Consider the following 22,882-nt stretch of genomic DNA (forward strand, 5'->3'; position numbering starts at 1 on the left):
TATTTGGGCCAGAAAGAAGCCCTTTGGCCGGATCTCAGCGGCGGATGATACGGTTGACGTGGCCCATCTTGCGGCCCGGCTTCACCTCGGCCTTGCCATAGAGGTGGACCTGCGTGTCGGGCTGCGCGAGCCACTCCGGCAGGCGGTCCATGTCGTCGCCGATCAGGTTCTCCATCACCACATCCGCGTAACGCTTGCCGTCGCCCAAGGGCAGGCCGGCGATGGCGCGGACATGCTGCTCGAACTGGTCCACGGCGCAGCCGGCCTGGGTCCAGTGGCCGGAGTTGTGGACGCGCGGGGCGATCTCGTTCACGATCAGGCCGCGCGGGGTGACGAACAGCTCGACCCCCACTACGCCCACGTAGTCCAGCGCCGAGACGATGCGCGAGGCGGTCAGCACCGCGTCGGGGATCAGCCGCGACGGCAGGCCGCAGGGGACGGTGGTGTTGCGCAGGATACCGTCGCGGTGGACGTTCAGGCCGGGGTCGAAGGCGGCGACCGACCCGTCCTGCCCGCGTGCGACAATGACGCTGATTTCGGCGGTGAAATCGACGAAGCCTTCCAGCACCGAGGGCGCGTTCACCTGCGCCCATGCGGCGGCGGTGTCGTCGCCCGCCGACAGCCGCACCTGTCCCTTGCCGTCATAGCCGAGGCGGCGCGTCTTGAGGATCGCGCGGTCCTGCCCCTGCATGGCCGCCGCCAGTTCCTCGGCGGAATCGACGCGGGCATAGGGGGCGGTGGTCAGGCCGAGGCCGGTCAGGAAGTCCTTCTCGTCCAGCCGGTCCTGGCTCACCGCCAGTGCGCGGCGGTTCGGGCGGATCGGGACGATGCTCTCGATCACGTCCAGCGAGGCGGCGGGGACGTTCTCGAATTCGTAGGTGACGACATCGACAGAGGCGGCGAAGTCGCGGAGCGCGGTCTCGTCCTCATACGGCGCGTTCGTCAGCCGGTGCGCCACGTCGGCGGCGGGGGCGGCGCCGGGTTCAAAGATGTGGGTGCGGTAGCCCATCCGGCTTGCCGCGACGGACAGCATCCGGCCGAGCTGGCCGCCGCCGAGGATGCCGATGGTGGCGCCGGGCTTCAGGGGTTCAGTCATCGGAAGGCTCCTCGGGGATGGAGGCGGACAGCGCCGCGCGCCAGTCGTCCAGCCGCCGCGCCAGCGCCGCATCGCTCAGCGCGAGAATTCCGGCCGCCATCAGCCCGGCATTGGCGGCTCCCGCAGCGCCGATGGCCATCGTGGCGACGGGGTAGCCCTTGGGCATCTGCACGATGGAATAGAGCGAATCGACCCCGGACAGCGCCTTGGTCTGGACCGGAACGCCGATCACTGGAATCCGGGTCTTCGACGCCATCATCCCCGGCAGATGCGCCGCCCCGCCCGCGCCCGCGATGATGACCTGAAGGCCGCGCCCGGCCGCCTCGCGCCCATAGGTCCACAGCCGGTCCGGCGTGCGGTGGGCGCTGACGATCCGCGCCTCGTGGGCTACGCCAAGCTCGTCCAGAACCTGCGCCGCCTCGCGCATGGTGGCCCAGTCGGACTGGCTGCCCATGATGATGCCGACGGGAACCGTCATCCCTGCCCCCCGTTGAGGAAAGCCGGCATAATACCGACGCGCGGCGGGCGCGCAATCGGGGCCGCGCAATCACGCGATGATGTCGGGCGTCAGCTCGTCTTCCAGCCGGGCGATCTGGTCCTTGAGCGCCAGCTTCTGCTTCTTCATCCGGCCCAGCGTCATCTGGCAGACCACCCCATCCGAGGCCATCTTCGCGATCGCCTCGTCCAGTTCGCGATGCTCGCGCTTGAGGGCGGACAGTCGGGTGCGGAGGATTTCCTCATGCGACATCTCGTAATGCGCGTTCATCTTGGGTCCGCTGTTCCTGCCGGGCTGTCGGGTGGGTGGGCGCTCGCATCCTACATCCGCTTTGCGGAAAACGTGAACGAAATCTTGGCTCCCTTGCGCCGCGCGCATGGCAATCCCATATCGCTGGGACCGGGTCGCCGCAGCTGGGGCCCGGCACGATGAAGTCGCTTCCTGTGCAGAGGGCTTGTCAGATGTCGAAGACGGGACTTGGAACTCACCCCTATCTGCTGGGGTTCGACCAGCTGGAACGGCTGGCCGAACGCGCCGCGAAAGGGGCTGAAGGTTATCCGCCCTACAACATCGAGCATCTGGCCCCCGACCATCTGGGGCCCGACGGGTTCCGCATCACCCTGGCCGTCGCCGGGTTCGCCGAGGCCGATCTGTCGATCACCATCGAGGATCGGCAGCTCGTCATCCGCGGCCGGCAGGCCGAGGCGGCGGAGGAGCGGGTATTCCTGCATCGCGGCATCGCCTCGCGCGCCTTCCAGCGCAGCTTCGTGCTGGCGGAGGGGATCGAGGTCGAGGGCGCGGCGCTTGAAAACGGCCTGCTGCATGTGGACCTGCGCCGCCGTGCGCCCGACAGCATCGTGAAAACCATACCGATCAGCCGCAATTGAAAGGGGATCGCAATGAACATGAAACATGAGTTTCCGCAGATGAGCGACGGCAACATCGTCTATGTGCGCCGCGTCGATCTGGACGAGTTGCCCGACGAAGTTCGCGAGCAGGTGCCGGAGCTGGATTCGCTCTATGCCGTGCACGGCGTCGATGGCCAGCGGCTGGCGCTGGTGCGCGACCGCAACCTGGCCTTCGTGCTGGCGCGGCAGAACGAGTTGGAGCCGGTCAGCGTGCACTGACCTTTGCCTGCGCCTCCAGATAAGGCGCGACGAACCGGCTCTGCATCAATGCCGCGACCGCCACCTGGTCGCGGTATTTCTTTCGTCCCATGAGCAGGCCTATCGCCACCCGGCGGTTCCGGTTCAGCGCCGACAACCTCGCTTTCCATGACAGCGGCGGCAGCGGCGGCATGAAAGCGGCGATGCGGTCCGCATGGAAGCGCCAGATCCCGCCCATGTGGGGCCGCGCCCGCCACGGCTTCTGGTTCACTACGTAATGCGCCACAGCCAGCCGCTGCGGGAGCGTCTCTGACGTCCACGCCGCCGGATCGGTGAACACGTTGCAGGCAGGATCAAGCATGAGGATGCGCCCCCGCGCGACGATGTTCAGCGCCGACTGGTCTTCGTAGAGGAGCGGGCGGGCGGGGTCGGACAGACGCTCGATGCAGGCGACCGCCGTCTGCTCGCGTCGCCACAGCGGAAGGTTCATCACCAGAAGCCCGGCATTTACGTAGTCGCCGCGAGCGATCCCCGTCGCAGCCAGTTCGCGGGCATCCGGGCTCGGGTCCGCCACGGCGGCGATGATGTTGTCCCCCAGCGGCATCCCGGCCAGCACGTCCAGCCTGTCCGTCACCGCCATGTCGCAGTCCATATAGACGACGCGGTCCTCGTCCGGCATCAGGTCGGGGATCAACAGCCGCAGATAGGTGCTGCGGGTCAGATGCGCCCGCGTCACCGGAATCGAGGCGAAATGGTCCGCTCCGATCTCGATACGGGCGACCGGCACACCAAGGGCGGGGCCCAGCCCGTCGATCCGCCCTCGATTTCCGGGCGAAATACCCATATCCAGCACGGAAAAACGCGCGCCGGGGTTGTGCCACGCGGCCGAGGCGATCAGCACCAGCACGCCCGGCGCATAGTTGTCGTCCGCGCCGGTGACGATGTGGAGGGTCATGGTCGGCCCTCCCATGCGGCTTTCAGCCAGCCGATATCGCCAACGCGCCGATACCAGCGCCCCCCTTTTCCGGCCAGCACGTCCGCCATCTTCGGACTGCCCGCAAACAGGACGATTCGCGCATCCGGGGGACAGGCGGGGTCGCGCAGGTAGCTGGCGAGGCCGCGCCCCACGCAATCATTCTTGAAGCTGACGCACCAGCCGGGCGGCCAGTAGCTCAGCGACCCCTGTGCGTTCAGGATATCGCTGACCATCTGCTGCTCATGCTCATACCGTTCCGCCGCGCCCTTGGGATCGGCAAGGTAACGCTCCAGCACCTCGGGATGACTGCCGATGCGGAGGCGGAAGACCGACGTGTTCCCGACCATGTGCAGGAAGCGGTCACGCTTTGGATTGATGCGGCGCAGGGGCTTGGGGCGGAACAGATCGTCGTCACGGATGATGCAGACATCGCCCGGATGATCGAAGAAGGCGTCCAGACCGCCTGTGATCACAAGGTCGAGGTCGAGAAACAGCGCAGTGCCGGACAGCCCACCCAGATCGGCGCGGAACAGCGCGAGCTTGCGCCAGCGCGTGTCGCCACTGCCCGGCGGCAGGCCGAGTTCGGGCAGCGGCAGCGCCTCTATCTCGGGGTCCAGCCCGGAGGAACCATCCGTGAAGCAGATGAAGCGATGCGGCCGCTTCAGATGCCGCCGTACGCCGCGCGCGAGGTTGTTCACGTCCCGCGCCCCATAAAGCGTGCCCCACTTCATCGTGAGGATCAGGACGGGGTCGGTCATGGGCAGCCCTGGAATGAAAGCGTCCCCCGGTTTGTCCGGGGGACGCGGCGGTGTCAACGGGGGACGGCGGGGCTCACTTCAGCCCGACGAGCCCCATCTGCTCCAGCTTCAGCAGCACCTGATGGGCGGCATTGTCCACGTCGATGTCGCTGGTATCGACGCGAAGCTCGGGCGCCTGCGGCTCCTCGTAGGGGTCCGAGATGCCGGTGAACTCCTTGATCTTGCCCTCGCGCGCCAGCTTGTAGAGGCCCTTGCGGTCGCGGCGCTCGCATTCCTCCAGCGGGGTCGCGACGTGGACCTCGCAGAAGGCGCCGTATTGCTCGACCATCTCGCGCACGGCGCGGCGGGTGGCCGTATAGGGCGCGATCGGGGCGCAGATGGCGATGCCGCCGTTCTTGGTGATCTCGGACGCGACATAGCCGATGCGCTTGATGTTGATGTCGCGGTGCTCCTTGCTGAAGCCGAGCTCGGACGACAGGTGCTTGCGGACCACGTCGCCGTCGAGCAGCGTGACCGGGCGGCCGCCCATCTCCATCAGCTTGACCATCAGCGCGTTGCCGACGGTGGACTTGCCCGAGCCGGACAGCCCGGTGAAGAACACCGTGAAGCCCTGCTTGTCGCGGGGCGGCGAGGTGCGGCGAAGCTGCTTGACCACCTCGGGGAAGCTGAACCACTCGGGGATCTCCAGCCCTTCGCGCAGGCGGCGGCGCAGTTCGGTGCCCGAGATGTCGAGGATCGTCACGCCTTCCTCGACCTCGTCGCGCGGCTCGTATTGCGCGCGTTCCTGCACATAGACCATCTGCTTGAAATCGACCATTTCCACGCCGATCTCGTCCTGATGCTTGCGGAACAGCTCCTGCGCGTCATAGGGGCCGTAGAAATCCTTGCCCTGGCTGTTCTTGCCCGGACCGGCATGGTCGCGGCCGACGATCATGTGGGTCAGCCCGTGGTTGCGGCGGATGATGCCGTGCCACACCGCCTCGCGCGGGCCGCCCATGCGCATGGCGAGGTTCAGCAGCGACAGATGCGTGGTCGCGGCCGGATACTTGTCCAGCACCGCCTCGTAGCAGCGCACGCGGGTGAAATGGTCCACGTCGCCCGGCTTGGTCATGCCGACGACCGGGTGGATCAGCAGGTTGGCCTGCGCCTCGCGCGCAGCGCGGAAGGTCAGTTCCTGATGGGCCCGGTGCAGCGGGTTGCGGGTCTGGAACGCCACGATGCGGCGCCAGCCGAGCTTGCGGAAATGGGCGCGCAGTTCGTTGGGCGTGTCGCGGCGGCCCTTGAAGTCGTAATGCGTGGGGGCTTGGATGCCGGTGATCGGACCGCCCAGATAGACGGGACCGGCGACGTTGTGCAGATAGTTCACCGCCGGATGCGCCACGTCATCGGCGCCGAACACCCCTTCGGCCTCGCGGCTCTTGTTCGGGGTCCATTTGTCGGTGACGGACATGATCGCGAGGATCACCCCTTCCTGGTCGCGCAGCGCGATGTCGGTGCCGGGCTCGATCCCGTCCGCGAATGCCTCGCTGACATCCAGCGTCACCGGCATCGGCCACAGATCGCCCGAGGTCGTGTGCATGTTGTCCACGACGCTGTCGTAGTCGGCCTCGGTCAGGAAGCCCTTCAGCGGATGGAAGCCGCCGTTCATCAGCAGTTCCAGATCGCAGGTCTGGCGCTGGGTCAGGTCCCAGGACGGCATGTCGCCGGCCGCCACCTTCAGCTTCTGCGCCGAATCGGCGTTGACGTAGAGTTCCGGGATCGGGGCAAGGTTCGACTGCGGCATCTGTTGCACTTCACTCGCTATGGGTGGCGCCTTCCGGGGGATGGTCGCGCAGGGTGCCCGCCCCTTACGCCCCGAGGCTGGGGGGCGCAACCTCACCGGGAATATCCGCCAGCCTTGCGGCGAAGGTGTGGCGCAAGGGCGCCAGCGGCGTCAGCCCGCCACGATCTCGGCCATGCTCGGCGCGTCGGGGCCGGCCTGGGCCTCGCCCTGCGACGCGAGCCATTGCTCGGCGTCCAGCGCCGCCATGCAGCCCATCCCGGCGCTGGTGACCGCCTGGCGATAGACGTCGTCGGTCAGATCGCCCGCCGCGAAGACGCCCGGAATGGCGGTGCGGGTGGTGCCCGGCTCGACCTGCACATAGCCGCCATCGCGCAGCGGCAACTGCCCCTTGACCAGTTCCGAGGCGGGGCTGTGGCCGATGGCGATGAAGACGCCGTCGGCTTTCAACTCGCGCAAGCTTCCGTCAACGGTCGAGCGCAGCCGCGCCCCGGTCACGCCCAGCGGCGTGTCGCTGCCCAGCACCTCGTCGATCTCGTGGTTCCAGACGACCTCGATCCGGGGGTTCTTGAACAGGCGGTCCTGCATGATCCGCTCGGCCCGCAGGCTGTCGCGGCGGTGGACCAGCGTGACCTTGGTGGCGAAGTTGGTAAGGAACAGCGCCTCTTCCACGGCGGTGTTACCGCCGCCGACGACGATCACCTCGCGGCCGCGATAGAAGAACCCGTCGCAAGTCGCGCAGGCGCTGACGCCGAAGCCCTGGAACCGCTCCTCGCTCGGCAGACCCAGCCAGCGGGCCTGCGCGCCGGTGGCCAGGATCACCGCCTCGGCCGTCCAGCGCGCGCCGCTGTCGCATTCGGCGGTGAACGGGCGTTGCTGCAGGTCGAGCTTCGTCACGATGTCGGTGACGATCTCGGTTCCCATCTCGCGGGCGTGATCCTCCATCCGCTGCATCAGGGCCGGGCCGCCGACGGCGGTGTCGCCGGGCCAGTTCTCGATGTCCGAGGTGATGGTCAGCTGCCCGCCCGGCTGCATCCCCTGGATCAGCACCGGCTGCAGCATCGCCCGCGCGCCATAGACGGCGGCAGTATAGCCTGCCGGCCCCGAGCCAATGATGAGCAGGCGGACATGACGGGGTGCGGGATCGGACATCGGCGGCCTCTTGCGTCGGATGGGTGTTCTGCGTCAGGTATGCGCCCCGGCCGCCGCGCGCAATGCAGCGCCCACCTGCGAAATATTATTGCGCATTCGATGCGCGGCGGGTAGCTTCCGGCAAGTTTTGAACGGCCGGAGGACATATGGCGGGTGCCAAGCTGGATGAGATCGACCGGAAGATCCTGGCCGAACTGCAAGCCGACGGCCGGATGACGAATGTCGAACTGGCGCGGCGGGTCGGCATCTCGGCCCCGCCCTGCCTGCGCCGCGTCCGCACGCTGGAGGAGCACGGCTACATCCGCGGCTATTACGCCGACATCGACCCCCGCACGCTGGGATTCGAGGTGCAGGTCTTCGCGATGGTGCGCCTGCACAGCCAGTCCGAGCGGGACCTGTCGGCCTTCGAGAACAAGGCCCGCAGCTGGCCGCTGGTCCGCGAATGCCACATGCTGAACGGCGAGGTGGATTTCATGCTGAAATGCGTCTCGCCCGACCTCTCGACCTTCCAGAAATTCCTGACCGAGGAACTGACCGCCGCCCCCAACGTCGCCAGCGTCAAGACCAGCCTCGTGATCCGGGGCGCCAAGGACGAGCCGGGGGTGCCGTTCGACATCGTCGAGGCGCGGGCGAAGGCCAGCGCCTGATGGCTAAAGCGCGATGGCCGAGATCAGGCGGCCGTAATCCACCTCGCGCAGATGGGTGCTGCGGCGATAGCTGAAGAAGCGGTCCGGGTCGGAATAGGTGCAGTGCCCCGACCACTCCGCCTCGACCCCCAGATCGCGCAGCCGCGCGAGGCCGAAGCCCGGCAGGTCGAACATCGGCCGCCCGTTCGGCCCGCCCGAGAAGAAGCGGCCATAGGCCGGGTCCTCGATCAGGAAGCGGTCCATGAAATCCTCGCCGACCTCATAGGCGCGCTGGCTGATCGTCGGGCCGATCACGGCGGTGATCTCTCTGGCGCCAAGCGCCCGCATCGCATCGACGGTGGCGTCGAGGATGCCGTCCAGCGCCCCCTTCCATCCCGCGTGGGCCGCGCCGATGACGCCGGCCTGCGGGTCGGCCAGCAGCACCGGCTGGCAGTCGGCGGTCAGCACCGCAAGCGCGATGCCCGGCATCGCCGTGACCAGCGCGTCGGCGCGGGTCGCGGCGAGCGCCTCGGGCGTGTCGGCGTCCGTCACTGTCGCCACATCGGCGGAATGGACCTGATGAACGGTCGCGAGCCGGCCGGCCGGAACCCCCATCGCCTCGGCGACGCGGGCGCGGTTGACGTTCACCGCGTCCTGCTGGTCCGACGAGCCCCGCCCGCAGTTCAGCCCCGCGAACAGCCCCGAGGACGCCCCGCCCTTGCGGGTGAAGAAGCCGTGGCGCACCGCGCCCAGCGCAGGATGGGTCAGGATTTCAAGCGTCGTGTGCATGATTCCTCGGTGCAACATCCCTCAGGGGCGCGAAGCCCGGCGGCGGCGGGGCTTGGCGCGGCCAGATCGCCATCGCCTTGAACAACTGTCCCATTGCGGCCGGGTCGGTCAAGCGGTGAAGCGCCGCCGCCGCGCCCGCGTCCCCCGCCGCTGCCAGCCGCTCGGCCCGCGCCGCGATCCCCAGCGAAAGCAGCCAGTCCCCCTGCGGCACGGGGGCGGACACCGCCGCCCCTTCGGCCAGCGCCGCCGCCGCGAGCGGGGCGAAATCGACATGCGAGGTCAGGTCCGCCTCGCCCGGATGGGCCAGCGGGTTGTCGTATTCATGCCCGCGCAGCGCCTGCAGGCTGTCGCCGCGCCCCTCCCATGTGCCGTAATCGATGGAGATCGCAACGCCGCCATGCGCCACGATACGCCGCGCCACCTGCGCCGCGACGGCGGGCGCGGCGGGGCGATCCTCGAACACTTCGCCCAATGCGCCCTGCCGGGGAAGCGGCATCGGCGGGGCCAGCGCGAAGGACAGCACGCCATCCGCCTGCGTCACCATCCGCTCGGCCCAGCCGCCCTCGACGCGCAGGAACTGACGGATCGGCAGGGCGTCGAAGAACTCGTTCGCGATCAGGAACAGCGGCGCTTCTGGCAAATCGTCCGCGCGGTCCAGATGGGTGACGGCGCCAAGTTTCTCGGTCTGCACCTGCCGCAGATGGGGCGAGGCCTCGACCAGCGCCACCTGCGCTGCATCGCCCATGCCGGGCACCACCCGCATCGCGCGGCGCATGTCGGCCATCAGCGTGCCCCGGCCCGGCCCGATCTCTGCCAGCGTGAAGGGCGCGGGGCTGCCCTGATCCATCCACGCCTGCGCCAGCGCGAGGCCCGCAAGCTCGCCGAACATCTGGCTGATTTCCGGCGCGGTGGTGAAGTCCCCCGCCGCGCCGAAGGGATCGCGGGTGGCGTAATAGCCGTGCTGCGGATGCAGCAGGCAGGTCTGCATGTAGTCGTCCAGCCGCATCGGCCCCTCGCGCGCGATCCGCGCGGCGATCAGGCGGCCGAGCGGGGTCATGGCAGCGGCCCCTCGGGTCGGCGGCGGGCGCGGATGATAAAGGCCAGCCCGATCAGCACCATCGGCAGCGACAGAAGCTGGCCCATCGTCACGCCAAGGACCGGCCCGCCCAGCACATGGCCCAGCGGGTTGTCGGGGGTGATGAAGCGGGCGTCGGCCTGGCGGAAGAACTCGACGATGAAGCGGGCGAGGCCGTATCCCGCGACGAACACGCCGAGCGCCAGCCCCGGCCGCCGCAGCCCGCCCCGTCGGACCAGCCAGAACAGCACCAGCGCCAGCAGCACGCCTTCCAGCGCGGCCTCGTAAAGCTGGCTCGGGTGGCGGGCGCAGGGCATGGCGGCGGTGGCGCAGGCCTGCGCGGCCTCGCCCGGGAAGATCACGCCCCACGGCAGGTCGGTCGGGCGGCCCCACAGCTCGGCGTTGATGAAATTGGCGATGCGTCCCAGCCCCAGCCCGATCGGCGTCGCCACAGCCAGCGCGTCCGCCAGCCGCAGCGGCGGAATGCCGTTCCGGCGGGCGAAAATCCACGCCGCCAGCACCACGCCCAGAAAGCCGCCGTGAAACGACATGCCGCCCTGCCAGACGCGGATGATCTCGGTCGGGTTGGCGAGGTAGTAGGCGGGCTCGTAGAACAGCACGAAGCCCAGCCGCCCGCCCAGCACGACGCCGACCACGATCCAGGTCAGCAGCTCCTCGACCTGTCCGGGGTGCATCGGCGCGGCGCCGCCCCACAACGCGGGGCGCTTCATCAGCCGCATCATGATCCACCAGCCCAGCAGCAGCCCGACCAGATAGGCCAGCGCATACCAGCGCAGCGCGAAGTCGCGCCCGGCGATGGTGATGGAAAAGACGTCGGGCGAGATGTCGGGGAACGGGATCATGCTTGCCCTGAGCTATTGCGGCGCGGCCACGCTTGGACGGGCGGGCTGGCCAAGTCAACCGCGCCGCGCCTCACGCCTCATTGAAGCCGCGCCCTGCGCTTGCCATATAAGCGGCAAACGCTAGTCCCAAGGAACTCCGATGACGCAGTCCAACCGCATGTTCGACGACCTCTCGCGCCTGATGACCAACGCGGTCGGAGTGGCGCAGGGTGCCCGCGACGAGGCCGAAACCGCCCTCAAGGGCTGGGTGGACCGCTGGCTCGCCGACCGCGACTTCGTCACCCGCGAGGAGTTCGAGGCGGTGCGCGAGATGGCCATCAAGGCCCGGACCGAGAATGCAGAGCTGCGCGCGATGATCGAGGAACTGCGGGCCGGGAAGACCGCAGACGACACCACGGTCGGCTGAGGGCTACTCCGCCGGCACCTGCCGGTGCAGCGAGCCGTCGCGCGCAAACAGCAGGATCTCGCCCGCTTCCGTGACCACCACCGTCCAGTCGCGGGCGAAGGTCACCGCGGCGGGCGCCGCCCCCTCCGGCAGCGCGAGGTTCGCGGGCAGCGCCGGCAGCGGCGGCACCGACAGCCGCAGCCACAGGATCGCCGTCACGGCGATGATCCCCAGCACCATCGTCCCCGCCAGCACCGTCACCAGCATCTGCAGCCAGCGCAGTTCCGGCACTTTCGCCAGCTCGTCGTTCGGCCTATCGTCCTGCCCCATGCCCGACCTGTTCCTGACCATTCCCGAAAACCCGCCCGAGCGCGTTGATAAGGCGCTGGCGACGGCTGCGCCAGACGATGCGGCGCTGTCGCGCTCGCGCCTTGCCAAGCTGATCGCGGAAGGCGCCGTGCATGGCCCGTCCGGCCCGGTCCGCGACGGCAAGGCGAAGGTCAGCGCGGGCGAGACCTACCGCATCGAGCTGGGCGAGCCCACCCCCGTCGAAACGCTGCCCGAAAAGATCCCGCTGAACGTCGTCTATGAAGATGGCGAGATCATCGTCATCGACAAGCCCGCCGGCATGGTCGTCCACCCTGCCCCCGGCAGCCCGTCCGGCACGCTGGTCAACGCGCTGCTGGCCCATTGCGCCGGTAGCCTGTCGGGGATCGGCGGCGAGGCGCGGCCGGGGATCGTGCACCGGATCGACAAGGACACCTCGGGCCTGCTGGTCGCGGCGAAATCCGACCGCGCGCATCAGGCCCTCGCCCGCCAGTTCGAGGATCACAGCGCCGCCCGCCGCTATCTCGCGCTGGCTTACGGCACCATCGACCCGGCCGATCCGCGCCTGCGCGGCCTGCCCGGCGTCGCGTTCGAGCCGGGCGGCCTGCTGCGCATCACCACCAGGCTGGGCCGCCATCCGACCGACCGGCAGCGGCAGGCGATCAGCTTCGATCGCGGCCGCCACGCCGTCACCCGCGCCCGGATGCTGGAACGCTTCGGCACGCCGCCCGCCGCGATGCTGGTCGAATGCCGGCTGGAAACCGGCCGCACCCACCAGATCCGCGTGCATCTGAGCCATTGCGGGCTGGGCCTGATCGGCGATCCCGTCTATGGCGGCGCCCGCCGCGCCTCGGCCCGTGCGCTGGGGCCGGCGGCGGCGCAGGCGGCCCTCGCCTTTCCCCGGCAGGCGCTTCACGCGGCATTCCTGGGCTTTTCGCACCCGGTCACGGGCATTTGGCTGGACTTTGAAAGCCCCCTGCCCGATGACATGACCGCCCTGCTGGAGGAGCTGCGCGCCGGAACCCCCGTTCCCTGATCCGCGTTCGTTTCCTTCCAGCGACACGGATATCATCGGCCCCGAGGCCCCAAGGACCACAATGGCAAACTTCACCGGCCTTCCCGCGCCAAGCCCCGAACAGGGGCTGAACCGCTACCTGCAGGAGATCCGCAAGTTTCCCCTGCTGGAACCGGAAGAGGAATACATGCTGGCCAAGGCCTGGGTGGACCATCAGGACGCCGAGGCCGCGCACCGGCTGGTCACGTCGCATCTGCGGCTCGCGGCCAAGATCGCCATGGGCTATCGCGGCTACGGCCTGCCGCTGGGCGAAGTGGTGTCCGAGGCGAATGTCGGCCTGATGCAGGCGGTCAAGCGCTTCGACCCGGAAAAGGGCTTCCGCCTGTCCACCTATGCGATGTGGTGGATCCGCGCCTCGATCCAGGAATACATCCTGCGCTCGTGGAGCCTGGTGAAGATGGGCACCACCTCGGCGCAGAAGAAGCTGTTCTTCAACCTCCGCAAGGCCAAGGCCAAGCTGGGCGCGCTGGAGGAAGGCGATCTGCGCCCCGAAAACGTCGCCCAGATCGCCAATGACCTCAGCGTGACCGAGCGCGAAGTGATCGAGATGAACCGCCGCCTGTCGGGGGGCGACGCGTCGCTGAACGCGACGGTCGGCTCGGCGGACGGCGATTCGACGGCGCAGTGGCAGGACTGGCTGGAAGACGAGAGCGCCGATCAGGCGGGCGATTACGCCGAAGCCGACGAGCTGGAGACCCGCCGCTCGATGCTGACGGCGGCGATGGACGTGCTGAACGACCGCGAGCGCGACATCCTGATGGAGCGGCGCCTGCGCGACGATCCCCTGACGCTGGAGGAGTTGTCGGGCCGCTACGAGGTCTCGCGAGAGCGCATCCGCCAGATCGAGGTCCGCGCATTCGAGAAGCTGCAGGAGCGGATGCGGAACCTGGCGAAGGATCGGGGGATGCCCGTCGCCGAGGAGGAGTGACCGGCGAAGGCGCGGCAAGGTCGCGCCGCGCCTGCCATCCGGCCTCCGGCTCGGCTGCCACGCATCCCAATGGCGCAGAACGCGCCATTCACCATCTTTGCGGCGACCGAAGTGCTGAAAATCCGCCCTCGGCACGAAGCTGACCCGCCTCACACCGGCCTCGACACGCTGCTGCGCCATTGCGGGTCCGCCATCCGCCGCCCTATCCTGCGGGCAACGAAGGCGGCGCGGCAGGAGGCGAGACACGAGGATGACGGCGGAAGACGAGGCGGGTGGAAGCGCCGGGCTGGCTGACCGGACGCGCCGTAACTTGCGCGGCCGTCGCGCGCCGGGACGGACCGGCGTTTGCGCCGGAAAGCCAAGCGTTGGTGCCTCGCTGGCGGCCGGGTCCGCCCGTGCTTTCAGCGGCACCGCTGCAAGCCCGCCTCCGACGCGCGGATGCGTCGCAATCGCTCGCCCCGGAACGGTCTTTCCTGCCCGACTCGCCGGCGGCAGACCGACGACATGGAGCGGAGACCGGTGACGGCGCTCAGCGCGTTCCAGCGGCTCGAAGCGCCGGGCGTGTGGCGCGAGGGGCCGGAGGCGCGGCTGCGCGATGTCGTCATTTCCGTGGGCGACGCGACGCTGATCCTCAGCGATCCGTTGTCCGAGCAGCCGCTGTCGCACTGGTCGCTGCCGGCGGTCACGCGGCTGAATCCCGGCCAGCTTCCGGCGATCTACGCCCCCGGCGCGCCCGAGAACGACGAGATCCTGGAAATCGACGACGAGCTGATGATCTCGGCCATCGAGAAGGTGCATCTGGCGATCCGCGCGAGCCGTCCGCATCCCGGCCGCCTGCGCGGCGGGCTGGTGGCGGCGGCGGTCGCGCTGGTCGTTCTGGCGGGCATGGCATGGATACCGGGCGCCGTGGTGCGTCACGCCGCGCTGATCGCGCCGCCGGCGCAGCGCGAGGCGGTCGGGCGGCAGATCCTGGCGCAGCTTTCGGCCTCGACGGGCACCCCCTGTGCGCGCGCTGCCGGATCGGCGGTGCTGGACCGGCTTCCGCAGCGGATCACGGGGCTGGACAGCCGGGTGATCGTCCTGCCCACGACGCTGCGCGGGGCGCGGGCGCTGCCGGGCAAGCTGATCGTGATCGGCAACGATCTCGTCGCCGGGCAGGACACGCCGGACGTCGCGGCCGGCCATATCCTTGCCGCCGAACTGACCGCGCGGGATGCGGACCCGATGGCAGAGGCGCTCGACTACGCGGGTTTTCGCGCGGCGGTCACGCTGCTGACCAGAGGCGCGCTGCCGGATGGCGCGCTGCTGGGCTATGGCGAGACGCTGCTGTCCCATCCCCCGCCCCGCCCCGCCGACGACATCCTGCTGGCCCGGTTCGAGGAGGCGGGCGTCGCGAGCACGCCCTATGCCCGCTCGCTCGATCCCACGGGCGAGTCCGTGCTGGGTCTGATCGAGGCCGACCCGTTCCGCGTCCGGAACCCCGGCGAGCCGGTGCTGAGCGACGGCGAATGGGTGCAGTTGCAACGGATCTGCGACGGCGGAGCGCCAGCATAAGCTTGAGGTCCGACCGGCAAGCTGGGCGAATCGATCCGCCCGGCGAGTAGCGGCAAACGCTGCCGTGGCGATCCGGCTGGTCCGGTCGGCGCGGCCATAGGCAACTTCACCGCGGATAGGCATTCGGGAATCCGCCGCCGCGAACCTTGTGCAGGGCTCGCACCAGCTTCTCGCGGCTGTCGAACGGACCGGCCAGCACCCTCACCAGCCGCTCGCCTTCCAGCGCCGCCTCGGCGCGGGCGACGGGCAGGCCAAGCGTGGCAAGTCTGCGCGCGGTGCGCTGCACGCTGGCTTCATCGCGAAACATGCCGACCTGAACGAATCGGGCGCCGGGCGGGATCATGCCGGCGCGACCCTCGCTCTCGGGTTCTCGCCGCGCTTTCGCGGACGCGCGCTGCGTCTCGGCAGGTGTCCTTGCGGCAACCGGTGCTGCCTTCTGCGCCGGGGCCGGCGCTGTTGCTTGGGCGTCCTGGGGTTTACGGGCAGGCGCGGCGGAAGCGGAGGCGACCGATGCAGCCCGCCTCGGCAGGTCCACCGCGGTCATCGCACCGCAGAGGCCGAGCGCGTCCTGCCCGCCGGGGCCGCCGCCGCCGAAGGGCTCGGCACCCAGAAGGCGGCAAAGCTGCGCGGTGTGGTTTCCCGCGCTGGCCCGCGCCATCCCGGCGCGAATCTCCGGGACTGCGGCGATCATGCGCGGCAGCGATGCGGATTCGTCCGCGTCCGGCTGGCTGGCCGCAGACCCCGCCGCTTCGGCGCCGACCTCGCCCGCGCCAGAAAGTTCGCCCGTCTGCAGCCCCGCCATGACCGTTTCGGTCAGCTCACGCGAAATGCGAACGGCGTCATCCTCGGCCGGGCCGGGGAACAGCGGCGCCAAGTCGGCGGGCGCGGTCCGGCGGGCCGAGAGAGTCGGCGGATAGCCGCAGATCGGCGCGCCGTTCCGGTCCTGCCGGGGGCTCCAGCCGCTCCCCTCCCGCACGAAGACGCAGCCGGCGCTGTCGATATACTGCGCCGCTCGGAAATCGGCGGGGGGCAGCTCCGCCGGGCGCTGCGCGGCGGGTGGCGTCGAACCCTCCGATCCGCTCGCGACCTGCCAGGACAGCAGCAATGCCCAGATCGCCGCCGACACAAACATCAGCGCGGAAAAACCGTTCACCTTCATGCTGCATTCCCGATTCGTGCCGTCAGGCCCGAGCGTTACGGGAAAACATCTAAGCGCCCGTTAATCGGCTACTTGGTCCCGAACATCCGATCGCCCGCATCCCCGAGTCCGGGCCAGATATAGCCGTGCTCGTCCAGCCGCTCGTCCAGCGCGGCGGTGAAGATCGGCACGTCGGGATGCGCCTCCTGCATCCGCTTCACGCCCTCGGGCGCGGCCAGCAGGCACAGGAAACGCAGGTTGCGCGCGCCCGCCTTCTTCAGCATGTCGATGGCCGCGACCGAACTGTTCCCCGTCGCCAGCATCGGGTCCACGACGATCACCATGCGCAGGTCCAGATTGGCCGGAACCTTGCTGTAATATTCCACCGGTTGCAGCGTCTCGGGGTCGCGGTAGAGGCCGAGGAAGCCCACCCGCGCCGCCGGGATCAGCTCCAGAATCCCGTCCAGCAGCCCGTTCCCCGCCCGCAGGATGGAGATGAGGGCAAGCTTCTTCCCCTCCAGCACCGGGGCCTCCATCGGGCAAAGGGGCGTTTCGATCAGCGTCGTGGTCAGATCCAGCTCGCGCGTGACCTCATAGGCCAGCAGCAAGCTGATTTCCCGCAGGAGCTTGCGGAAACCTCCGGTCGATGTGGTCTTGTCGCGCATGATCGTCAGCTTGTGCTGGATCAGCGGGTGATCGACGATGGTCAGATGGGGCGTGGCTGGCATGCGGGAACCTTCAGGAAGCGGCGGTCGCGATCATGCGCGAAGCCGCGGCCGAGCGCCACCGCGAAGCGCCGGTCAGGGGGCGGCATTCGCCATGTGGCCGGTGCCGAAGCGGCCCGGCAGCAGGGCGCCGATGGTCGTCTCCAGCACCTGCCCCGATGTCGTGGCCAGCAGCACCGGCACGTCCGGGCCGCCGAACTCGGCCAGCTTCTGCCGGCAGCCGCCGCAGGGCGGAACGGGGCTGGGGCTGTCGGCGATCACGCAGATCGCGGCCAACGCCGTATCGCCGCCCGCCACCATCGCCGCGATGGCTCCCGCCTCGGCGCAGGTGCCCTCGGGGAAAGCGACATTCTCGACGTTGCAGCCGCGATAGATGCGGCCCGACGCGGCCCGGATCGCGGCCCCTACCCTGAACCCCGAATAAGGCGCATAAGCGGTTTCCCGCACCTCGCGGGCGGCGTCGATCAGCGCGTCGGGCATCGGGCTTCCTTTCTCGCGCATCGGCCTTGGAGTGGCTGAAAAAGCGGTTTAACGTTGAACCATTACCGGCTGGAGGGCTTTCGAATGGACGATCGGCGGCAGGACACGGCGCGGCAGGCGGCGCTGGATTATCACGAATTTCCCAAGCCCGGTAAGCTGGAAATTCGCGCCACCAAGCCGCTCGCGAACGGGCGCGATCTCAGCCGCGCCTATTCGCCGGGTGTTGCCGAAGCCTGCCTGGAAATCCAGGCCGATCCGGCCAATGCCGCCCGCTTCACCTCGCGCGGGAACCTCGTCGCGGTCATCAGCAACGGCACGGCGGTGCTGGGGCTGGGGAATATCGGCGCGCTCGCCTCGAAGCCGGTGATGGAAGGCAAGGCGGTCCTCTTCAAGAAATTCGCCAATATCGACTGCTTCGACCTAGAGGTTAACGAAACCGACCCCGAAAAGCTGGCCGCCATCGTCCGCGCGCTGGAGCCGAGCTTCGGGGCCGTGAACCTCGAAGACATCAAGGCGCCCGAATGTTTCGTGGTCGAGAAGCTGTGCCGCGAATCGATGAACATCCCGGTTTTCCACGACGACCAGCACGGCACCGCCATCGTCGTCGGCGCGGCGGCGACCAACGCGCTGCGCGTCGCCGGCAAGCGGTTCGAGGATATCAAGGTCGTCTCGACCGGTGGCGGCGCGGCGGGCATCGCCTGCCTCAACATGCTGCTGAAGCTGGGTGTCAGGCGCGAGAACATCTGGCTCTGCGACATCCACGGCCTCGTTTACGAAGGCCGCGAGATCGACATGAACCCGCAGAAATCCGAGTTCGCGCAGGCCACCTACCTGCGCGTGCTGGCCGACGTGATCGGCGGCGCCGACCTGTTCCTCGGGCTCTCGGGTCCGGGCGTGCTGACGCAGGACATGGTCAGGCGGATGGCCGATCCGCCGATCATCTTCGCGCTCGCCAACCCCCGGCCCGAGATCATGCCCGAGGATGCCAAGGCCGTCAGCCCCAACGCCATCATCGCCACGGGGCGCAGCGACTATCCGAACCAGGTGAACAACGTCCTCTGCTTCCCGTTCATCTTCCGCGGCGCGCTGGACGTGGGCGCGACCCAGATCAATGACGAAATGCAGATCGCCTGCGTCGAGGGCATCGCCGCCCTCGCCCGCGCCACCACCAGCGCCGAGGCGGCGGCCGCCTATAGCGGCGAGCGGCTGACCTTCGGCCCCGACTACCTCATCCCCAAGCCCTTCGATCCGCGCCTAATCGGCGTCGTCGCGACCGCCGTCGCCCGCGCGGCGATGGAATCGGGCGTCGCTACCCGCCCCCTGCCCGACATCGACGCCTACAAGCGCAATCTGGACGGCTCGGTCTTCCGCTCGGCGCTCATCATGCGCCCGGTGTTCGAGGCGGCGGGCACCGTCTCGCGCCGGATCGTCTTTTCCGATGGCGAGGACGAGCGTGTGCTGCGCGCCGCCAACGCCATGCTGGAGGAAACGACCGAGGTGCCGATCCTCATCGGCCGCCCCGACGTCATCGCCACCCGCTGCGAACGCGCGGGGCTGCCGATCCGGCCCGATATCGACTTCGAGATCGTGAACCCCGAAAGCGACCGCCGCTACCGCGATTACTGGGAAAGCTATCACGGGCTGATGGCGCGCCGCGGAATCACGCCGGATGTCGCCCGCGCGGTCATGCGGACCAACACCACCGCCATCGGCACGATCATGGTGCATCGTGGCGAGGCGGACAGCCTGATCTGCGGCACCGTGGGACAGTATTCCTGGCACCTGAAATACATCACCGAGGTGCTGGGACGCGGCGGCCTGACACCGATCGGGGCGTTGTCGATGATGATCCTTCAGGACGGACCCATCTTCATCGCCGACACGCAGGTCAATCACGATCCGACGCCCGAGCAGGTCGTCGCCACCGCCTTCGGCTGCGCCCGTCACCTCCACCGCTTCGGCATGACACCGCGGATCGCGCTGTGCAGCCATTCGCAGTTCGGCAATCTCGACACCTATTCGGGGCGCAAGATGCGCGAGGCGCTGCGGCTGCTGGACCAATCGGACGCCGACTTCATCTATGAGGGCGAGATGCACGTGGACGCCGCGCTCGACCCCGTGGTGCGCGAGCGGATCTTCCCCGGCTCGCGGCTGGGGAACGAGGTCGCGAACGTGCTGATCTTCGCCGGCACCGACGCGGCATCGGGCGTGCGCAACATCCTCAAGACCCGCGCCGAAGGGCTGGAGGTCGGGCCGATCCTCATGGGCATGGGCAACCGCGCGCATATCGTGACGCCCTCGATCACCACGCGCGGGCTGCTGAACATCTCGGCCCTCGCCGGAACGCCGGTCGCCCATTACGGCTGATCGGTTGCCCCTGCGGCCGCCGGCGCTATGGTGCCGGCGGCTTCTGGAGATCGCCCTTGCTGTCACAAGTCCTCGCCGCGCTGGTCCCGGCCGCGCTACTGATCGCGCTGGGATTCGTGCTGCGCGCGCGCAAGCTGCTGGCCGAAACCTTCTGGGGTCCGGCCGAGTGGCTCAGCTACTACATCCTGCTGCCATCGCTGTTCATCTACGGCCTCGCCACCGCCGACCTCAGCGAGATGCCCGTCGGCCGGATCTTCGCGGTGCTGCCCGGCGCGGCTCTGATCGCGGCGGCGCTGGTCGTCGGGGCGCGGCGGCTGTTCCGGGCGGACGACGCTGCCTTCACCTCGATCTTTCAGGGATCGACCCGGTTCAACAACTACGTCGGCGTGATGATCGCCACCGGGCTCTACGGCGCACAGGGCACCGCGCTGGCGGCGGTCGCGAACGCGGCGCTGGTGCCGACTGTCAACATCCTCAGCGTGCTGGTCTTCAGCCGCTTCGGCACCGCCCGGCCGAGCGCCTGGGGCGTGGTGCGGCTGGTCGTCACCAACCCGCTGGTGCTCGCCTGCGCGATCGGCATGGCGCTGCAACAGACCGGCATCGGCCTGCCGCCGGGGATCGCCGGGACGTTCCGCGCCTTGGGCCAGGCTGCGCTGGCGGTCGGCCTGCTCTGCGTCGGCGCGGCATTGCAGCTGGGCAGCATCCGCCGCGATCTGGACCCTGTGCTGCGAAGCTCGGTCGTGAAGTTCACCGTCCTGCCCGCCATCACCTTTGCCGCCTGCCTGATCGCCGGATTGCGGCACGAGGCGGCGGTGGTGGTGATGACCTTCCAGAGCCTTCCCACGGCCTCGTCATCCTACATCATGGCCCGCCAGCTCGGCGGCGACGGGCGGCTGATGGCGAGCATCATCGCCCTGCAGACGCTGATCGCCGGGGCTGCAATCCCGGTCGTGGTGACGCTCGCCGCCCTGTTTCTCGGCTGACCCTCAGCCGATCTCGGCCCCAAGACCGCGCATCAGTGGCAGGAAATCGGGGAAGCTGGTGGCGATCGGCCCCGCATCATCCACCGTGACCGGCGCGCGCGAGACGAGCCCCAGCACGAGGAAGCTCATCGCGATGCGGTGGTCCAGATGCGTCGCGCAGGTCGCCCCGCCCGGCACCTCGGCCATGCCGTGAACGGTCATGCTGTCCCGCGTCTCCTCGACCCGCACGCCGTTCGCCTCGAGCCCCCGCGCCATCGCGTCGATGCGGTCGCTTTCCTTGACGCGCAGTTCCGCGACCCCGTTCATCACCGTAGTCCCTTCGGCCAAGGCCGCGACGACCGACAGGATCGGAAACTCGTCGATCATGCTGGCCGCGCGGTCCGCCGGCACCTCGACCCCGCGCAGGGCGGAGTGGCGCACGACCAGATCGGCCACCGGCTCGCCGCCTTCCTCGCGGTCGTTCTCCCATGTCAGGCCGGCGCCCATCTCGGCCAGCGTGACATAGAACCCGTCGCGGGTCGGGTTACGGCTGACGCCCGGCACCCGGATCTCGGACCCCGGCACCAGCAGCGCGGCCGCCACAGCGAAGGCCGCGGAACTGGGGTCGCGCGGCACCGCGACCGTCTGCGCCCGCAGTTCCGGCTGGCCGGTCAGGGTGATGACGCGGCCTTCCTCGGTCACCTCGGTACGGATCTCGGCGCCGAACCCGGCCAGCATCCGCTCGGTGTGATCGCGCGTCGGCTCCGACTCGATCACCACCGTCTGCGCGGGCGCGTTCAGCCCCGCCAGCAGCACCGCCGATTTGATCTGCGCCGACGCCACAGGCGTGCGATACCGCACCGGCACCGGATCGGCCGCGCCGCGGATCGTCAGCGGCAGCAAGCCGCCTTCGCGCGCCGTCACCTCGGCCCCGAACAGCTCCAGCGGCCCGGTGATCCGCCCCATCGGCCGACGCGACAGGCTCGCATCGCCCGTGAAGGTCGCGGTGATCGGCGTGGTCGCCATCGCCCCCATGATCAGCCGTACGCCGGTCCCGGAGTTGCCGCAGTCGATCACGCCCTCCGGCTCGGCAAAGCCGCCGACGCCCACCCCGTGCACCGACCACTCGCCCTCGCCCACCCGCTCGACCTGCGCCCCGAAGGCCCGCATCGCCCTGGCGGTGTCGATCACGTCCTCGCCTTCCAGCAGCCCGGTGATGCGCGTTTCCCCCACGGCCAGCGCCCCGAGGATCAGCGCCCGATGGCTGACCGACTTGTCGCCGGGAATCATGGCCTCGCCGCGAAGCGGGCCGGAGCGGCGGGCGGTCAGCGGCTGGGATTCGGCATCGTGCGGCATTGGACTCTCCTCGTTTCGGGCGCGACGATAGCCCGCGGCGCGCGCCCCTTCCATCTTCTGTCTGAAAATATCCCCGCCGGAGGCCCCCCTTTCAGGCGGCACGGCCCCTCAGCGGTGGAAGGTAGCGTAATGCGGCACCCGCCCCTCGCGCAGCGCCTTCTGCTCGTAGCGGGTCGAACGCCAGTCGCCCCAAGCCTCCGGCCCCTCGGAGACCAGCGCGAAACCGGCCTTCGGCACTTCCTCCAGCGTCTGGCGCATGTAATCGGGAATGTCGGTCGCCACCCGGAACTCGGCCCCCGGCGCCATTACCCGATGCAGCGGGACCAGATGTTCGGGCGTGACGAACCGGCGGCGGTGATGCCGGGCCTTGGGCCAAGGGTCGGGGTAGTTGAGGAACGCCCTGGCGATGGAGCGGTCCGGCAGCACGTCCATCAGGTCGCGGGCATCTCCGGGATGAACGCTCAGATTCGTCACCCCCGCCGCGCGGATCTTGCCCAGCAGCATGGCCACGCCGTTGATGAACGGCTCGCAGCCGATGATGCCGATCTCGGGATAGCGGGCGGCCATCGCCACCATATGCTCACCGCCACCGAAGCCGACCTCGAGCCAGACCGGGCGGTCGTCGCCGAAGATCGCCGCCGGGTCGATAGGGCGGCGCTCGGGATTGTCCGCCAGGGTGATCCCGCGCGGCCGCAGATCGCCGAGATCCTCCGCCAGATAGCCCTTCTGGCTCTGGCGCAGGGTCTTGCCATGGCGGCGGCCGTAGAAGTTGCGGCGGGGCGGGGTCGGGTCGAACTCGGTCATGCGCGGGAGGTGCCAATGTAGCGGCGGAAGGTCAAGCGGCACGGAAGGACGGGGGCGCTGCCCC

Annotated in this window: 25 protein-coding genes; 9 read left to right on the forward strand and 16 right to left on the reverse strand. The window is 69.2% G+C overall.

The genetic code is table 11. From position 1 onward, the window contains the following. Nucleotides 1–34: 34 nt before the first annotated feature. The 3 genes from KTN05_RS10195 to KTN05_RS10205 form a co-directional block, all read right to left on the reverse strand. A complete protein-coding gene (locus tag KTN05_RS10195; RefSeq protein ID WP_217329298.1) occupies nucleotides 35–1,096 on the reverse strand; it encodes a 5-(carboxyamino)imidazole ribonucleotide synthase in 1,062 nt (353 codons plus the stop codon). Further along, a complete protein-coding gene (purE, locus tag KTN05_RS10200) occupies nucleotides 1,089–1,574 on the reverse strand; it encodes a 5-(carboxyamino)imidazole ribonucleotide mutase (protein ID WP_217329299.1) in 486 nt (161 codons plus the stop codon). Before purE ends, KTN05_RS10195 begins: the two co-directional genes overlap by 8 nt. Before the next feature lie 69 nt (nucleotides 1,575–1,643). Further along, nucleotides 1,644–1,862: a YdcH family protein gene (locus KTN05_RS10205; RefSeq protein ID WP_217329300.1), complete on the reverse strand. Its 219-nt coding sequence runs from the start codon at nucleotides 1,860–1,862 to the stop codon at nucleotides 1,644–1,646. 191 nt (nucleotides 1,863–2,053) lie between these two features. On the opposite strand from KTN05_RS10205, the gene KTN05_RS10210 reads away from it, so the two are divergent. Beyond that, nucleotides 2,054–2,479 carry an Hsp20 family protein gene (locus KTN05_RS10210; protein WP_217329301.1) on the forward strand — a complete coding sequence of 142 codons (426 nt, stop codon included), beginning with the start codon at nucleotides 2,054–2,056 and terminating at the stop codon, nucleotides 2,477–2,479. Nucleotides 2,480–2,491: 12 nt separating this feature from the next. Then, entirely contained in the window at nucleotides 2,492–2,719 is a 228-nt protein-coding gene (locus KTN05_RS10215) for a DUF1150 domain-containing protein (RefSeq protein WP_217329302.1), read from the forward strand. Here KTN05_RS10215 and KTN05_RS10220 read toward each other — a convergent pair. The 4 genes from KTN05_RS10220 to trxB all read right to left on the reverse strand — a co-directional run bounded on the left by KTN05_RS10220 (nucleotide 2,706) and on the right by trxB (nucleotide 7,364). Beyond that, nucleotides 2,706–3,653 (reverse strand): glycosyltransferase family 8 protein, encoded by a 948-nt coding sequence (locus KTN05_RS10220; protein ID WP_217329303.1) that lies wholly within the window; start codon nucleotides 3,651–3,653, stop codon nucleotides 2,706–2,708. The two genes, KTN05_RS10215 and KTN05_RS10220, sit on opposite strands and share 14 nt — an antisense overlap. Then, on the reverse strand, nucleotides 3,650–4,432 hold the full coding sequence (locus KTN05_RS10225; RefSeq protein WP_217329304.1) for a hypothetical protein: 783 nt from the start codon (nucleotides 4,430–4,432) through the stop codon (nucleotides 3,650–3,652). The genes KTN05_RS10220 and KTN05_RS10225 overlap by 4 nt, the downstream gene beginning before the upstream one ends. Before the next feature lie 73 nt (nucleotides 4,433–4,505). Then, the gene (locus KTN05_RS10230; RefSeq protein WP_217329305.1) at nucleotides 4,506–6,215 is read right to left on the reverse strand and encodes a bifunctional sulfate adenylyltransferase/adenylylsulfate kinase; all 1,710 of its coding nucleotides are present in this window, start codon (nucleotides 6,213–6,215) and stop codon (nucleotides 4,506–4,508) included. A 150-nt stretch (nucleotides 6,216–6,365) separates the two neighbouring features. After that, on the reverse strand, nucleotides 6,366–7,364 hold the full coding sequence (gene trxB / locus KTN05_RS10235; protein ID WP_217329306.1) for a thioredoxin-disulfide reductase: 999 nt from the start codon (nucleotides 7,362–7,364) through the stop codon (nucleotides 6,366–6,368). Nucleotides 7,365–7,510: 146 nt separating this feature from the next. Here trxB and KTN05_RS10240 point away from each other — a divergent pair, with 146 nt between their 5' ends. Further along, nucleotides 7,511–8,011, forward strand: coding sequence for an Lrp/AsnC family transcriptional regulator (locus KTN05_RS10240; protein ID WP_217329307.1), 501 nt, complete (start codon nucleotides 7,511–7,513; stop codon nucleotides 8,009–8,011). 3 nt (nucleotides 8,012–8,014) lie between these two features. Here KTN05_RS10240 and pgeF read toward each other — a convergent pair whose 3' ends face one another. The 3 genes from pgeF to lgt are packed head-to-tail and all read right to left on the reverse strand — an operon-like array spanning nucleotide 8,015 to nucleotide 10,717. Further along, nucleotides 8,015–8,779 carry a peptidoglycan editing factor PgeF gene (gene pgeF / locus KTN05_RS10245; RefSeq protein WP_217329308.1) on the reverse strand — a complete coding sequence of 255 codons (765 nt, stop codon included), beginning with the start codon at nucleotides 8,777–8,779 and terminating at the stop codon, nucleotides 8,015–8,017. Then, nucleotides 8,763–9,836 (reverse strand): class I SAM-dependent methyltransferase, encoded by a 1,074-nt coding sequence (locus KTN05_RS10250; protein ID WP_217329309.1) that lies wholly within the window; start codon nucleotides 9,834–9,836, stop codon nucleotides 8,763–8,765. Before KTN05_RS10250 ends, pgeF begins: the two co-directional genes overlap by 17 nt. Next, complete coding sequence (gene lgt, locus KTN05_RS10255) at nucleotides 9,833–10,717, reverse strand: prolipoprotein diacylglyceryl transferase (RefSeq protein ID WP_217329310.1); 885 nt, start codon at nucleotides 10,715–10,717, stop codon at nucleotides 9,833–9,835. Before lgt ends, KTN05_RS10250 begins: the two co-directional genes overlap by 4 nt. 139 nt (nucleotides 10,718–10,856) lie before the next feature. Here lgt and KTN05_RS10260 point away from each other — a divergent pair, with 139 nt between their 5' ends. Further along, on the forward strand, nucleotides 10,857–11,123 hold the full coding sequence (locus KTN05_RS10260) for an accessory factor UbiK family protein (RefSeq protein WP_217329311.1): 267 nt from the start codon (nucleotides 10,857–10,859) through the stop codon (nucleotides 11,121–11,123). A gap of 3 nt (nucleotides 11,124–11,126) precedes the next feature. On the opposite strand, the gene KTN05_RS10265 is transcribed toward KTN05_RS10260, so the two are convergent. Further along, on the reverse strand, nucleotides 11,127–11,432 hold the full coding sequence (locus KTN05_RS10265) for a DUF6476 family protein (protein WP_217329312.1): 306 nt from the start codon (nucleotides 11,430–11,432) through the stop codon (nucleotides 11,127–11,129). Here KTN05_RS10265 and KTN05_RS10270 point away from each other — a divergent pair. The 3 genes from KTN05_RS10270 (at nucleotide 11,431) to KTN05_RS10280 (ending at nucleotide 14,986) form a co-directional block, all read left to right on the forward strand. Then, entirely contained in the window at nucleotides 11,431–12,465 is a 1,035-nt protein-coding gene (locus tag KTN05_RS10270) for a pseudouridine synthase (RefSeq protein ID WP_217329313.1), read from the forward strand. The genes KTN05_RS10265 and KTN05_RS10270 overlap by 2 nt on opposite strands. Nucleotides 12,466–12,526: 61 nt before the next feature. Beyond that, complete coding sequence (rpoH, locus tag KTN05_RS10275; protein ID WP_217329314.1) at nucleotides 12,527–13,432, forward strand: RNA polymerase sigma factor RpoH; 906 nt, start codon at nucleotides 12,527–12,529, stop codon at nucleotides 13,430–13,432. A gap of 504 nt (nucleotides 13,433–13,936) precedes the next feature. Next, nucleotides 13,937–14,986, forward strand: a complete 1,050-nt coding sequence (locus KTN05_RS10280) for a hypothetical protein (RefSeq protein ID WP_254368116.1) — start codon at nucleotides 13,937–13,939, stop codon at nucleotides 14,984–14,986. A 106-nt stretch (nucleotides 14,987–15,092) separates the two neighbouring features. Here KTN05_RS10280 and KTN05_RS10285 read toward each other — a convergent pair whose 3' ends face one another. From KTN05_RS10285 to KTN05_RS10295, 3 genes are all read right to left on the reverse strand, one after another. Then, nucleotides 15,093–16,145 carry an SPOR domain-containing protein gene (locus tag KTN05_RS10285; RefSeq protein ID WP_217329315.1) on the reverse strand — a complete coding sequence of 351 codons (1,053 nt, stop codon included), beginning with the start codon at nucleotides 16,143–16,145 and terminating at the stop codon, nucleotides 15,093–15,095. Nucleotides 16,146–16,213: 68 nt separating this feature from the next. Further along, nucleotides 16,214–16,852: a uracil phosphoribosyltransferase gene (gene upp, locus KTN05_RS10290; protein WP_217329316.1), complete on the reverse strand. Its 639-nt coding sequence runs from the start codon at nucleotides 16,850–16,852 to the stop codon at nucleotides 16,214–16,216. Nucleotides 16,853–16,924: 72 nt separating this feature from the next. Next, nucleotides 16,925–17,329 carry a cytidine deaminase gene (locus tag KTN05_RS10295; protein ID WP_217329317.1) on the reverse strand — a complete coding sequence of 135 codons (405 nt, stop codon included), beginning with the start codon at nucleotides 17,327–17,329 and terminating at the stop codon, nucleotides 16,925–16,927. Between the two features lie 84 nt (nucleotides 17,330–17,413). Here KTN05_RS10295 and KTN05_RS10300 point away from each other — a divergent pair, with 84 nt between their 5' ends. Then, a complete protein-coding gene (locus tag KTN05_RS10300) occupies nucleotides 17,414–19,696 on the forward strand; it encodes an NADP-dependent malic enzyme (protein WP_217329318.1) in 2,283 nt (760 codons plus the stop codon). 56 nt (nucleotides 19,697–19,752) lie between these two features. Then, nucleotides 19,753–20,679 (forward strand): AEC family transporter, encoded by a 927-nt coding sequence (locus KTN05_RS10305; RefSeq protein WP_217329319.1) that lies wholly within the window; start codon nucleotides 19,753–19,755, stop codon nucleotides 20,677–20,679. 3 nt (nucleotides 20,680–20,682) lie between these two features. Here KTN05_RS10305 and aroA read toward each other — a convergent pair whose 3' ends face one another. Both aroA and KTN05_RS10315 read right to left on the reverse strand, forming a co-directional pair. Beyond that, the gene (gene aroA / locus KTN05_RS10310; protein ID WP_217329320.1) at nucleotides 20,683–22,014 is read right to left on the reverse strand and encodes a 3-phosphoshikimate 1-carboxyvinyltransferase; all 1,332 of its coding nucleotides are present in this window, start codon (nucleotides 22,012–22,014) and stop codon (nucleotides 20,683–20,685) included. A 108-nt stretch (nucleotides 22,015–22,122) separates the two neighbouring features. Next, nucleotides 22,123–22,818: a tRNA (guanosine(46)-N(7))-methyltransferase TrmB gene (locus KTN05_RS10315; protein ID WP_217329321.1), complete on the reverse strand. Its 696-nt coding sequence runs from the start codon at nucleotides 22,816–22,818 to the stop codon at nucleotides 22,123–22,125. Nucleotides 22,819–22,882: the final 64 nt, after the last annotated feature.

Source organism: Paracoccus sp. Z118, from assembly GCF_019061185.1.
Lineage (GTDB): Bacteria > Pseudomonadota > Alphaproteobacteria > Rhodobacterales > Rhodobacteraceae > Paracoccus.

Coding starts and splice junctions, on each gene's coding strand:
- KTN05_RS10195 (WP_217329298.1), bottom strand. CDS start 1,096: ATGACTGAACCCCTGAAGCCCGGCGCCACCATCGGCATCCTCGGCGGC.
- purE (WP_217329299.1), bottom strand. CDS start 1,574: ATGACGGTTCCCGTCGGCATCATCATGGGCAGCCAGTCCGACTGGGCC.
- KTN05_RS10205 (WP_217329300.1), bottom strand. CDS start 1,862: ATGAACGCGCATTACGAGATGTCGCATGAGGAAATCCTCCGCACCCGA.
- KTN05_RS10210 (WP_217329301.1), top strand. CDS start 2,054: ATGTCGAAGACGGGACTTGGAACTCACCCCTATCTGCTGGGGTTCGAC.
- KTN05_RS10215 (WP_217329302.1), top strand. CDS start 2,492: ATGAACATGAAACATGAGTTTCCGCAGATGAGCGACGGCAACATCGTC.
- KTN05_RS10220 (WP_217329303.1), bottom strand. CDS start 3,653: ATGACCCTCCACATCGTCACCGGCGCGGACGACAACTATGCGCCGGGC.
- KTN05_RS10225 (WP_217329304.1), bottom strand. CDS start 4,432: ATGACCGACCCCGTCCTGATCCTCACGATGAAGTGGGGCACGCTTTAT.
- KTN05_RS10230 (WP_217329305.1), bottom strand. CDS start 6,215: ATGCCGCAGTCGAACCTTGCCCCGATCCCGGAACTCTACGTCAACGCC.
- trxB (WP_217329306.1), bottom strand. CDS start 7,364: ATGTCCGATCCCGCACCCCGTCATGTCCGCCTGCTCATCATTGGCTCG.
- KTN05_RS10240 (WP_217329307.1), top strand. CDS start 7,511: ATGGCGGGTGCCAAGCTGGATGAGATCGACCGGAAGATCCTGGCCGAA.
- pgeF (WP_217329308.1), bottom strand. CDS start 8,779: ATGCACACGACGCTTGAAATCCTGACCCATCCTGCGCTGGGCGCGGTG.
- KTN05_RS10250 (WP_217329309.1), bottom strand. CDS start 9,836: ATGACCCCGCTCGGCCGCCTGATCGCCGCGCGGATCGCGCGCGAGGGG.
- lgt (WP_217329310.1), bottom strand. CDS start 10,717: ATGATCCCGTTCCCCGACATCTCGCCCGACGTCTTTTCCATCACCATC.
- KTN05_RS10260 (WP_217329311.1), top strand. CDS start 10,857: ATGACGCAGTCCAACCGCATGTTCGACGACCTCTCGCGCCTGATGACC.
- KTN05_RS10270 (WP_217329313.1), top strand. CDS start 11,431: ATGCCCGACCTGTTCCTGACCATTCCCGAAAACCCGCCCGAGCGCGTT.
- KTN05_RS10265 (WP_217329312.1), bottom strand. CDS start 11,432: ATGGGGCAGGACGATAGGCCGAACGACGAGCTGGCGAAAGTGCCGGAA.
- rpoH (WP_217329314.1), top strand. CDS start 12,527: ATGGCAAACTTCACCGGCCTTCCCGCGCCAAGCCCCGAACAGGGGCTG.
- KTN05_RS10280 (WP_254368116.1), top strand. CDS start 13,937: ATGGAGCGGAGACCGGTGACGGCGCTCAGCGCGTTCCAGCGGCTCGAA.
- KTN05_RS10285 (WP_217329315.1), bottom strand. CDS start 16,145: ATGAAGGTGAACGGTTTTTCCGCGCTGATGTTTGTGTCGGCGGCGATC.
- upp (WP_217329316.1), bottom strand. CDS start 16,852: ATGCCAGCCACGCCCCATCTGACCATCGTCGATCACCCGCTGATCCAG.
- KTN05_RS10295 (WP_217329317.1), bottom strand. CDS start 17,329: ATGCCCGACGCGCTGATCGACGCCGCCCGCGAGGTGCGGGAAACCGCT.
- KTN05_RS10300 (WP_217329318.1), top strand. CDS start 17,414: ATGGACGATCGGCGGCAGGACACGGCGCGGCAGGCGGCGCTGGATTAT.
- aroA (WP_217329320.1), bottom strand. CDS start 22,014: ATGCCGCACGATGCCGAATCCCAGCCGCTGACCGCCCGCCGCTCCGGC.
- KTN05_RS10315 (WP_217329321.1), bottom strand. CDS start 22,818: ATGACCGAGTTCGACCCGACCCCGCCCCGCCGCAACTTCTACGGCCGC.